Source organism: Collinsella aerofaciens (assembly GCF_039752955.1).
In the GTDB taxonomy this organism is placed as follows: Bacteria; Actinomycetota; Coriobacteriia; order Coriobacteriales; family Coriobacteriaceae; genus Collinsella; species Collinsella aerofaciens_BI.
On record NZ_JBDMHB010000024.1, the window covers coordinates 24099 to 34570 of the forward strand.

Consider the following 10472-nt stretch of genomic DNA (forward strand, 5'->3'; position numbering starts at 1 on the left):
CGCCCAGTCAGCGCCTTGTGGGCGTAGGTCTGGTGCGAAACGTCAAAGAGAATCTTGTCGATAGGGGAGTTAAACACGCGATGGAGCGCGACCGTAAGCTCAACGACGCCCAGGTTGGGGGCAACGTGCCCGCCGACGGCGGCGGAGCTTTCGAGGATGGCGTGGCGAATCTCGTCGCAGAGCTGCGGGAGCTCGGCACGATTAAGAGCCTTGACGTCCTCGGGCGTTGTCGTTTGCGTAAGCAGCATCGTTGTGGGTTACTCCATGCGAATCGAGCGCCGGCGCTCCCTCGGCCGACACAATTGCACAAGACAGTCTCGCACATTTTGGCGTTTGATATGTGACGGCGGCGCGGTAATTCGCCAACTGGTGGGGCAAAACGTTTTGTCCGATGCCATACTGATATGTTCCATGATGTTTTTATCGATTGTGCACAGGCCGTGGCTTGTCGCCGTGAGTCGCTGGAAGGAGGCAGCATGTCCGATGCCGTTCGTGCCGAAAAAATCGCGCACGAGGTCGACTATGCCGCCCGCCAGCTGGCCCAGGCGGGCCGCTTGGACCTGACGCACGAGTTTATCCAGCATGGCGACGTGACGGTCTATGCACATGTGACTTCGGTAGCGCGGGCGAGCCTGTCCTTTGCCGAGCGCTTGGGCCGTGCCGGCATTTCGGTCGACCGTGCTTCGTTGTTGCGCGGGGCCCTGCTGCACGATTACTTTCTCTATGACTGGCACGATCCCGACCCAAGCCATCGGCTGCATGGCTTTCGCCACCCGTTTTTTGCCTTGGCGCGTGCGGAGGAAGATTTTGAGCTGACGCCGCGCGAGCGGAATATTATCGTACGGCATATGTTTCCGCTGGTGCCGGTGCCGCCGACGTGTCGAGAGGCATGGATTGTGTGCCTGGCGGATAAATGGTGCGCGCTGCGCGAGACGATTGCCGGCCGTCTGCCGCGCAAAGGCGGCGCGAACGATTTGAACGAGGGCCCGAGCGACGGCTCGAGCAAAGAATCGAACGAAAAGAGGAGTGGGTAGACGGTGGGAACCGCGATCGGCATGGCATTTGACGGCGCGACGCTTGCCGCCTGTCCGCTCTCGGCGCTGGTACTCTCGTTTGCCTTCTACGGTTTTTGCGGCTGGGTATGGGAGTCGACAGTCTGCGCCATGCTCAACCACGGACGCTTTGCCAACAGCGGCTTTTTGCTAGGGCCGTGTTGTCCCATCTACGGTGCGGGCGGCATTGCGTGCTGGTTGCTGCTGCGTGGAATCCCAGACGCCTCGAGCCAGTTTGTCGCTGCCGCGCTCGTATGCAGCGTGATCGAATATAGCGTGGGCGTGCTGTTGGAAAAAACGACGGGTGCCCGGTTTTGGGATTACTCGCATCTGCCGTTTAACCTGCACGGACGCATCTGCCTGTACTGGGCCTGCGCGTTTGGCCTGGGTGCACTGTGCATTTGCCGTTTAGTGGAGCCGGCATTGCTGGGGCTGCTTGGCCATCTGCCGGTGCTGATTGTGCGGCTGGCGGCCTTTGCCGTTGCCGTTGCAATGGCCGTGGACGCGTTGTGCTCGCTGGCGAGCTGGCGCCGTCTGTCCGATCAGCTTGAGCGCGTGCGCGCCGACCTTGCCGACCGCATCAACGAATCGCTCGCCGATGCCTCGGATTCCATGCTCGAGCGCATTCCCGATTCTACGATTGACTCGGTGGCACAGACGCACATCCGTAGCCGTGCCGTTAACGCGTGGCTGGTCGAGCTGGGTGACGCCGCGCTCGATGCCCTGCGCGAGAAGGCTTCGATGCCGACGTTTATCTCGGATGGTGCTCGCGGCCTGGCGCTCGCTGCCCGCCGCGTTGCCGATGTCGCGCCGAGCATGCCGCGTCCGTCGCTCAGTCGTCGCCTTGCCGGCAAGCGCATGAGCCGTCCGGTGCCGAGTGTGTCGCTCAGCCGTCGTGACCTGCGCTTCTTTAACGCCTTCCCGCGTCTGCGCATCAATCGCTACGAGGGCGTCATCCGAGCTACCGACCTCCGCGACCGAGCCCGCGAGCTGTTCCGGCGCTAGCCAGAGCGGAGCCAAGCGCGCCCTTCTCGTTCGCACGTTTCCCGTTCGTTTCGCGCCCGTTGCCGTGCCGTTTCCAAGATTGCGGCACCGTTTCCATTCGACAACGCAGCGTTTAACAACGCCGTATCTGGTCTACACCAGTTGGCCCTCGGCCGCATCATGAGCGCCGACAACGTTCATGCGACCAAGGGGGAGCGAATGTACGATACGGGATCGACAACGTTTATGCTCATCTGCACCATGCTCGTGTTTTTAATGACACCGGGTCTGGCGTTTTTCTATGGCGGCCTGTCCAGGCGCAAAAATGTCATCAACACCATGCTTATGTGCTTTGGCGCCATTGGCCTGGTTGGTGTGCTGTGGATTGTTGCCGGCTGGTCGCTGGCCTACGGTGGCGACGGTTCTAACCCGTTTATTGGCGGCTTTGACCAGCTGCTGTGCCTGCCGGTGCTCAACCAGGTGCTGCAGGCGGCCGAGGGCAATGCTGCGGATGGTGCCGTCTACCCTCAGATCATCAACATCGCCTTCCAGATGGCGTTTGCCATGATCACCGCCGCTATCGTTACGGGCAGTCTGGCAGGCCGCGTTAAGTTTGGTGCCATGACGGCCTTCCTGGGCATTTGGCTGCTCGTGGTCTATGCGCCGCTCGCCCACATGGTTTGGGGCGGCGATGGTTCCTTTATCGGCGACATCATCGGCGCGCTCGACTTTGCCGGCGGCGACGTGGTACACATTTCGTCCGGTCTCACGGGCCTGATTCTCTGCTTAATGCTCGGCCGTCGTCGCGGCTTTGGCATGATGAGCTACCGTCCGCATAACGTGCCGTTTGTGGCGCTGGGCGCCGGCCTGCTTTGGTTTGGCTGGTTTGGCTTTAACGGCGGCAGCGAGTTTAAGGCCGACGCCGTGGCGGCGCTCGCCATCCTCAACACCGTGACGGCCAGCGCGGCGGGCATGGTCTCGTGGCTTGCCGTCGAGCGCGTGCACACCGGTCGCCCCACGCTGGTGGGTGCCAGCACCGGTCTGGTTGCGGGCCTTGTGGTGGTCACGCCGGGTGCGGGCTTTGTCGAGCCGTGGGCAGCGCTGGTCATGGGCCTGATCGTCTCGCCCGTCTGTTACCTGGCCATCAGCCATCTTAAGACCAAGTTTGGCTACGACGATGCGCTCGACGCGTTCGGTTGCCACGGTATCGGCGGCATCTTGGGCGGTGTGCTCACGGGCCTGTTCTGCGTGCCGGAGCTTTCGTGGACCGGCAAGGGCGGCCTGCTCTACACGGGCGACGTGTCACTGCTCGTCTCGCAGATTCTGGGTATTGTGGTGACGGTCGTTATCGTGCTGGTGCTCGACTTGGTAATCGCCGCGGTGGTCAAGGTGCTGTTCCACGGCAGCCTGCGTGTGGACGAGGCCGACGAGGCACTGGGCCTGGATGCGAGTCAACACGGCGAGAGCGCATATCCCTCGTTCTCCGGACTCGATTAGCAGCACGGCTTTCCCAGGCACCCGACCTTGCCCCTCAAACCGTCGCTTGCGTACCGAAGTACGCAGCGCTCCTCTTTCGGGGCAATCTCGGGCACCTGGAAAACCCGTGCCATGTGAAGGACAATCAATTTCTTTTATTAAAGAGAGGAATTCACTATGAAGAAGATTACGGCAATCGTTCGTGCCGAGAAACTTGAGGTTCTTAAAGACGCGCTGTTTGCTGCCGATGTTCGCGGCATGACTATCAACCAGGTGCAGGGCTGCGGCGCGCAGCATGGCTGGAAGGAATACGTGCGCGGCAACGAGTTGCTTGTCAACACGATCCCTAAGGTGCAGTTCACCCTTATCTGCGCCGATGAGCACGTCGACGGCATTGTCGACATCATCTGCAATGCCGCCCGCACCGGTGCCGTTGGAGACGGCAAGATTTGGGTCGAGCCGGTCGAGGAAGTCATCCGCATTCGCACCGGCGAACACGGCCCCGCCGCGGTGTAGAATCGACCGTCTGCCATCCGCAACGTTAAAATGCTGCAATGAGGCACAAGGCTTGCGTTGCGGATGGGCGGATTATGGGTCGCAATAAATATCCCGAGGAGACGGTCGCGAAGATTCTCGACGCGGCACTGGAGCTATTCTGCGCACAGGGTTATGAGGGGACGAGCATTCAAGATATCGTCGACCGTCTCGATGGCATGACCAAGGGCGCTGTCTATCATCACTTCAAGAGCAAAGAAGAGATTTTCAACGCCGCGTTTGATCGGGCGATGACTCCGATTGTTGAGCACCGCCGCTCGATGCTTGGCGTCGGTAATATGACCGGCGCCCAAAAGCTAAAAAGGCTTTACGCTCCCGAGTCCGTTGTTCCGCAAATTGAGCTATGGGCACGTATGCGTCCTGCAGCAGATCCGGTAAAAAGCTCGCGTCTTCTGGCGATGCAGTACCAGGGCTCGTTTAACGAGTCTGCCGATGGCTATCTCTTGCCGGTGATCGAGGAGGGCATCGCCGACGGATCCATTGCGTGCGAATGCCCGCGCGAAGCGGCAGAGGCCGTATCGTTGTTGGCGAATCTTTGGCTGCTGCCATTGTTCCGTCCGCTCGAGCCCAAGGAGCGAATGCTCGCTCGCGCACAATGTTTGACGCAGATGGCTGCCGCGGTGGGGCTCGATTTGGGTAATGAAGTGCTTCAGACAACGGCGCAGATTTGGGACGTATGGGACCGCGCCGGGTGGTAATATAGATACCAACGGTATGTAATTGATTTGTGAGGGTAGCCACGGCTGCCCTTTTTCAAGTCGATAAATACATACTAGCGGTATGTATGGGGGGCGGACTTATGGCTGGGCTGAGAGACGTCGGCGTCTCGTTGAAATCAAAAACAGTGCGGTCAATCAGGCTCGCGGAACTTCTGGTTGCGCAGCTGTGCACGTATTCGATGCTGTCGGCGCTGTGCTTTGCGTATCCACTTTACTTGTTCGATTGCAGTGGATCGTCAACGTTATATGGCGTCGTCGTGGCGACGGCGTTCATACCCGGCGTACTCGCAACTCCGGTTGGCGGAATCTTGGCGGATAGGGGAAGACATCGCGAGGTCCTCGTGGCCCTCGGCATTGCTCTGATGACTGCATCACTGCTGTCTATCCCCATGAAGTACTCATTGCCTCTTGCGGTCGTCGTAGTAGCGACACTTTGTGTTCAATATGGCGTTCAATCGCTGCTAAAGCCAATGCTCCAAATTGAGACGGTGCGCATGGCGGGTGAAGAGAAGGTTGAGCGGGCCACTGCATTGGTTTCGCAGGTGACCATGGTGAGCAATATCTTGGGTCCTGTGGTCGGGACGGCAGTCTATGGGTGCTTTGGCATCGATACTCTTTGCACAACCGCGTCGGTGGCGTTTGCGGTGTCGACTCTGCTGTTTGGGGGTGCACTCAGGCAAAATGCCTCATCTGAAATGATGGAGGACGGCGCAACTCGCACGACATGCCGAAACGATTTTCGGGAGTCGATTCGGTATCTGTTGCAAAACGCATCATTGGTCGCCGTGATTTTGCTTGCGGCCGTTTTGAACCTTGCGTTGGTTGGGCTAACGATTGGCGCTCCCATTATTGTTACAAAGCATCTCGGCATGCAATCGTCCTGCGTTGGGATAGTTGAGGTGGCTATGGGCTTGGGTGGTCTTGCCGGCAGTGGCTTGGTCGGCATTTGGCCTCATCGTTTTTCTTTCAATGGCATATGTCGATATGTTGCGATGATTTGTTTTGGAGTCGCGCCGATTAATGTCGCGCTACTGTGCGGCACTGATGTATGTGCGTTCGCCGTGTTTGCAGTTGGTTCGGCATGGGTCATGGTGTGGGCGAGCGTTACGTCGGTTGAAATCATCGTGTTTGTTCAGCGGGCAGCGCCGACTGAGCTCTGCGGAAAAGTGCTTTCGGTCGTTTACATGGTCCTTTCCTGCGCAACGCCGATCGGCCAATTGACGTACGGGGTTGCATATGATCGATGGACACCGGCGATTGTATTCGCAGGCATGCTGGCGGCGCTGACGTTGACGACGGCGCTGTTTTATCGGCTGAAAAGTCGCTTGTGGCGATTGCCTTAACGCGCTGGGGCACCGTTGCTTTGCGGAAGCGAATGTCCTGGCGCGTTGGAACACCCTTGCATGGGCATGCCTCTCTTTCGTCTACAATATCGTGCAGACGAAGGAGAGGCATGCCCCATGATCAAGATGTTTGCGAGTGACTTAGACGGAACGCTGCTTAACGCCCTGCACGAGGCGGATGGGACCATCCGCCGTGCCATTCGCGAGCTGACTGAGGCTGGTCTGCATGTGGTTCCCGCGACCGGACGCTCGACGCTGCCAATCGGCGAGCATGGCTTTACGGGGCTGGCGCTCGATGCCTGCTGCTCTAACGGATCCATCGTGCGCGACAGTCATGGCGAGGTGCTCAAAACCTGGACCATCGACCCACAGATCACCGAGGAGTTGCTCAAGGCGTTCCCGGACATTTGCTTTGATTGCTCCACTCCCGATGGCATGTTTTCGAGCGGTTCGTTCGAGATGCACCAGGCGGGTTTTAAAAAAGACAGTCCTATCAAGCGTATTGTGATGCGCGGCATGCGTGCGCGTGGCGGCTATCACGAGGAACAGTATTTCGACCAGTCGATCGGCGATATCTTGCGTCATGACGTGTGCAAGATCAATTGTCGCGTGACCTCGCCCGAGCTGGAGCGTGACCTTAAGGCGTATTTGGCCGAGCGCTCCGACCGCGTGGTCAACGCACCGTTCGATCCGGTGATGTTCGAGATCACGGACGTGGCGTGCAACAAGGGCGAGAGTGTGGCCTGGCTGGCGGGCTACTACGGTATTGCCGAGGACGAGGTCGCGGTCTACGGCGACGGCGGCAACGACATCGCCATGCTCAAGCGTTTCAGCCACAGCTACGCGACCAAAAACGCTAGCGATGCAGCTAAAGCCGCCGCGAGCGCAACTATCGGCAGCTGCATGGCTCACGCCGTCCCCAAACACATGCTCGCCACCATGCATAAGCAGAACTCCCGCACCATAATCGAATAATGTGACAAAGGGACTGCGCCTTTGTCACATGGGAGATACCGGCTTTTGGCGTATAGGACTGTCACACTTTCGCTACCAACAAATTTCGAGTTATTCGGCCTGTCGGAGGTCGTTAAATGGCTAGAGATGCCCTCTCGGGAACATTCATGCCTCTAATGGTGTTTGATTCGGTGACGTAAGTGCGCAAATGGGCATGTATACGCTCAAATAAGGACAAAAACCCTCAGATAATCCCGGCGGTGCATTTATACAAAACCAGTAGCGTGGCCGAATAACTCGAAAAATGTAGTTGGCAGTTCGGCGACAAGCTCGGGTATGGCAAAGGAACTGCTCCTTCGCCATACCCGAGCTCCGATCTTCTGAAATACGAACAAACATTCGCATACCTAACTGCGCTTTGATAGAATTGATGCTGTTGGCGGCAGTTCCATGTGCCGGGCAGCGCCCTCCATCTGATGGGAGGTGATGCCCATGACCGATTTGATTGATTTCGTGAGACTTCTGACCGCTTTGGTCTCGTTCTTCACAGCGCTTGTCGGCCTTTCCGAGGCACTCAAGCAGCGTTCGAAGCGCAACAGAAGGGGTCGCCGCCGCTAAGGCGTTGACCCCCTAATGCAAACAACGGCGCTGCCCAGCTAGCTACAACTTGGGCTGCCGTCGACACTATTCTACCCACGAATGACATTTTGGACAATCGGTAATGCCGCTTCAAAAGCCAGGCACAACTGGCACAACCTAGGCGGTCGCTCGATGTGGCAAAGGGACTGCCCTTCGTCACATCCCAAATATTGCCTTTACGTGTTGATGCACACGGTGTGCAATAATACTCGCACTGTGCAATAGCGCACAGGCTGAGTAACAAGGAGGACGCTTGTCCCAGCTCGAGAAATGCGATCGCCGGTCCCTTCGCTCGCAGCGTGCCCTTCGCCAGGCACTTGCCAGCGAGCTTGCCGAAAGCGGCGACCTTTCGCGCATTAATGTCGCGTCGCTCACCGAGCGCGCCGGCCTTACGCGCCGCACGTTCTATTCGCACTACCGCGATATCCCCGACTTTATCAATCAAATCGAGGACGGCTTGTTGGCCGAGATCCGTGAGCGCATTGAGCTCATCACCGCAGCTCAGCTGCCCGACCTCTATCACAACATCGATGAGCTCGAGCCGGCACCCGGTTCGGTTGAGCTGCTGCGTTATCTTGCGGCCAACCGCGACTTAATCGGTGCGCTGCTGGGTCCGGGCGGCGACCAGGCCTTCATTAAAAGGATCATCGACACCGCTCGTGAGGCTGTGGTGCCGCGTGCGCAGACGGGCATTTTGGGCCTGGCGCTGGGCACGTTCTTTGACTACTACGTCACCTACGTCGTGAGTGCCGAGGTCGGCATGATTCAGCGCTGGTTTGAGCGTGGGCTCACCGAATCACCCGAGGCCATGGCGCGCATTATGACGGTGCTCGCTTTTGTGCGCCCTGGTGATCTGTATGGCCAACCCATCGATATCAACGTGCCTGAATACGGCATGAAGTTATTGAATTTGCAGCTCGAGGACGCGGCCGACACCGCCGCAGCCGTCGAGTCCAACAACTAAGAGGAGAGACAGATGAGCAAACTCGTCGAGGGCATCAAGGACCGCATGGTCGCTGCCGCGCGCGAGGCCGCCGCGCCCGCCGTGGCGGACGCCGCGCAGAAGGCCGCGACCGCTGCTGCCGAGAAAGTTGCTGAGGCAGTTGCCGATGCCAAGAACGCGGCAGGAAAGACGTCCGTCGCTAGCGATCCCGCCACCGCTACCGAGCCCGTAGCCGCCGCTCAGGCCCCCGAAGGCGCGATCTTCAACCCCGAGAACGCTCGTGGCAACCTGCACCTGGGCATCGACGTGGGCTCCACCACTGTTAAGCTTGCCGTGCTCAACGATGACAACCAGATCGTCTACGCCAAGTACCAGCGCCACCACACCGATGTCCGCGCTTGCGCCCGCGACCTGTTCGAGGGCGCTGCGACCGTGCTGCCGACGGCCCAGATGACCTGCGCCATTACCGGCTCGGGCGGCCTGCTGCTGTCCCAGTGGCTCGACCTGGAGTTTGTCCAGGAGGTCATCGCCAGCAAGCGTGCCGTCGAGACCCTCATCCCGGCCACTGATGTCGCCATCGAGCTGGGCGGCGAGGACGCCAAGATCATCTACTTCGACAACGGCATCGAGCAGCGCATGAACGGCACCTGCGCCGGCGGCACGGGCGCGTTCATCGATCAGATGGCAACCCTGCTGCACACCGATGCCAGTGGCCTCAACGAGCTCGCGGCCAACGCCACCACCATCTATCCCATCGCCAGCCGCTGCGGCGTTTTTGCCAAGACCGACGTGCAGCCGCTGCTCAACGAGGGCGCCCGCCCCGAGGACGTGGCCGCCTCCATCTTCCAGGCTGTCGTGACCCAGACCATCTCGGGCCTGGCATGCGGCCGTCCCATCCGCGGCAACGTCGCCTTCCTGGGCGGCCCGCTGCAGTACCTCTCCGAGCTGCGCCACCGCTTCTACCTCACGCTCAACCTGGACGAGGAACACCGTATCGTGCCCCAAAACGCTCACCTGTTTGTGGCGAGCGGCGCCGCCATGGCGCACGAGTCCAACAAGCTCAGCACGTTCCCGCAGCTCATCGAGGCCATCGATGCCCTGGGTGACACGCAGGGTGCCGAGGTCGAGCGTCTGGATCCGCTCTTTGCCACCGATGAGGATTTTGCCGAGTTCAAGGGTCGCCACGACACCGAGGTCGTCCCCAAGGGCAAGCTCGACGGCTACACCGGTCGCGTGTTCATTGGCATCGACGCCGGCTCCACCACCATGAAGGCCGCGCTCGTGGGCGAGGACGGTCAGCTGTTGCACACCTGGTACGGCAACAACAACGGCGACATCCTGGGCACGGCCAAGGTCATCATGGCCGATTTCTACAACCACATCCCTGCGGGCTGCACCATCGGCCACGTGACCACCACGGGCTACGGCGAGGCGCTGCTCATCGAGGCCCTCAAGGCCGACTCCGGCGAGATCGAAACCGTCGCGCACCTGCGTGGCGCCAAGGCGTTCCTGCCCGGCGTCGAGTTCATCCTGGACATCGGCGGTCAGGATATGAAGTGCCTGCGCGTGAAGGACGGCGTGATCGAGCACATCATGCTCAACGAGGCCTGCTCGTCGGGCTGCGGCAGCTTTATCGAGAGTTTCGCCGTGTCTATGAACATGGACGTGCGCGCGTTCGCCAACGCCGCCATCCAGGCCAAGGCCCCGGTCGATTTGGGCAGCCGCTGCACGGTCTTTATGAACTCGCGCGTTAAGCAGGCGCAAAAGGAAGGCGCCACGGTGGGCGACATCGCGGCCGGCCTGTCCT

Annotated in this window: 11 protein-coding genes; 10 read left to right on the forward strand and 1 reads right to left on the reverse strand. The window is 59.7% G+C overall.

Annotation, left to right across the window (positions count from 1 at the left end):
• A partial coding sequence (locus ABHR75_RS06580; protein WP_346963919.1) for a 1-deoxy-D-xylulose-5-phosphate synthase N-terminal domain-containing protein occupies nucleotides 1-248 on the reverse strand: 248 nt, incomplete at its 3' end.
• Nucleotides 249-476: 228 nt separating this feature from the next.
• Between ABHR75_RS06580 and ABHR75_RS06585 the strand changes: the two genes are divergently transcribed.
• From ABHR75_RS06585 to ABHR75_RS06630, 10 genes are all read left to right on the forward strand, one after another.
• Nucleotides 477-1034, forward strand: a complete 558-nt coding sequence (locus ABHR75_RS06585; protein WP_346963920.1) for an HD domain-containing protein — start codon at nucleotides 477-479, stop codon at nucleotides 1032-1034.
• 3 nt (nucleotides 1035-1037) lie between these two features.
• Complete coding sequence (locus ABHR75_RS06590) at nucleotides 1038-2057, forward strand: putative ABC transporter permease (protein WP_346963921.1); 1020 nt, start codon at nucleotides 1038-1040, stop codon at nucleotides 2055-2057.
• Nucleotides 2058-2255: 198 nt separating this feature from the next.
• Nucleotides 2256-3533 carry an ammonium transporter gene (locus ABHR75_RS06595; protein ID WP_346963922.1) on the forward strand — a complete coding sequence of 426 codons (1278 nt, stop codon included), beginning with the start codon at nucleotides 2256-2258 and terminating at the stop codon, nucleotides 3531-3533.
• A gap of 156 nt (nucleotides 3534-3689) precedes the next feature.
• Nucleotides 3690-4028, forward strand: a complete 339-nt coding sequence (locus ABHR75_RS06600; protein WP_117629936.1) for a P-II family nitrogen regulator — start codon at nucleotides 3690-3692, stop codon at nucleotides 4026-4028.
• A 74-nt stretch (nucleotides 4029-4102) separates the two neighbouring features.
• Nucleotides 4103-4765: a TetR/AcrR family transcriptional regulator gene (locus ABHR75_RS06605; protein WP_346963923.1), complete on the forward strand. Its 663-nt coding sequence runs from the start codon at nucleotides 4103-4105 to the stop codon at nucleotides 4763-4765.
• A 101-nt stretch (nucleotides 4766-4866) separates the two neighbouring features.
• The gene (locus tag ABHR75_RS06610; protein ID WP_346963924.1) at nucleotides 4867-6129 is read left to right on the forward strand and encodes an MFS transporter; all 1263 of its coding nucleotides are present in this window, start codon (nucleotides 4867-4869) and stop codon (nucleotides 6127-6129) included.
• 117 nt (nucleotides 6130-6246) lie between these two features.
• The gene (locus ABHR75_RS06615; protein WP_346963925.1) at nucleotides 6247-7104 is read left to right on the forward strand and encodes an HAD-IIB family hydrolase; all 858 of its coding nucleotides are present in this window, start codon (nucleotides 6247-6249) and stop codon (nucleotides 7102-7104) included.
• Nucleotides 7105-7575: 471 nt separating this feature from the next.
• On the forward strand, nucleotides 7576-7701 hold the full coding sequence (locus ABHR75_RS06620) for a hypothetical protein (protein WP_022094649.1): 126 nt from the start codon (nucleotides 7576-7578) through the stop codon (nucleotides 7699-7701).
• A 274-nt stretch (nucleotides 7702-7975) separates the two neighbouring features.
• The gene (locus tag ABHR75_RS06625; protein WP_196025736.1) at nucleotides 7976-8686 is read left to right on the forward strand and encodes a TetR/AcrR family transcriptional regulator; all 711 of its coding nucleotides are present in this window, start codon (nucleotides 7976-7978) and stop codon (nucleotides 8684-8686) included.
• A 12-nt stretch (nucleotides 8687-8698) separates the two neighbouring features.
• The coding region (locus ABHR75_RS06630) for a BadF/BadG/BcrA/BcrD ATPase family protein (protein WP_346963926.1) at nucleotides 8699-10472 on the forward strand (1774 nt) is incomplete at its 3' end.

Coding starts and splice junctions, on each gene's coding strand:
- ABHR75_RS06600 (WP_117629936.1), top strand. CDS start 3,690: ATGAAGAAGATTACGGCAATCGTTCGTGCCGAGAAACTTGAGGTTCTT.
- ABHR75_RS06595 (WP_346963922.1), top strand. CDS start 2,256: ATGTACGATACGGGATCGACAACGTTTATGCTCATCTGCACCATGCTC.
- ABHR75_RS06620 (WP_022094649.1), top strand. CDS start 7,576: ATGACCGATTTGATTGATTTCGTGAGACTTCTGACCGCTTTGGTCTCG.
- ABHR75_RS06610 (WP_346963924.1), top strand. CDS start 4,867: ATGGCTGGGCTGAGAGACGTCGGCGTCTCGTTGAAATCAAAAACAGTG.
- ABHR75_RS06615 (WP_346963925.1), top strand. CDS start 6,247: ATGATCAAGATGTTTGCGAGTGACTTAGACGGAACGCTGCTTAACGCC.
- ABHR75_RS06605 (WP_346963923.1), top strand. CDS start 4,103: ATGGGTCGCAATAAATATCCCGAGGAGACGGTCGCGAAGATTCTCGAC.
- ABHR75_RS06585 (WP_346963920.1), top strand. CDS start 477: ATGTCCGATGCCGTTCGTGCCGAAAAAATCGCGCACGAGGTCGACTAT.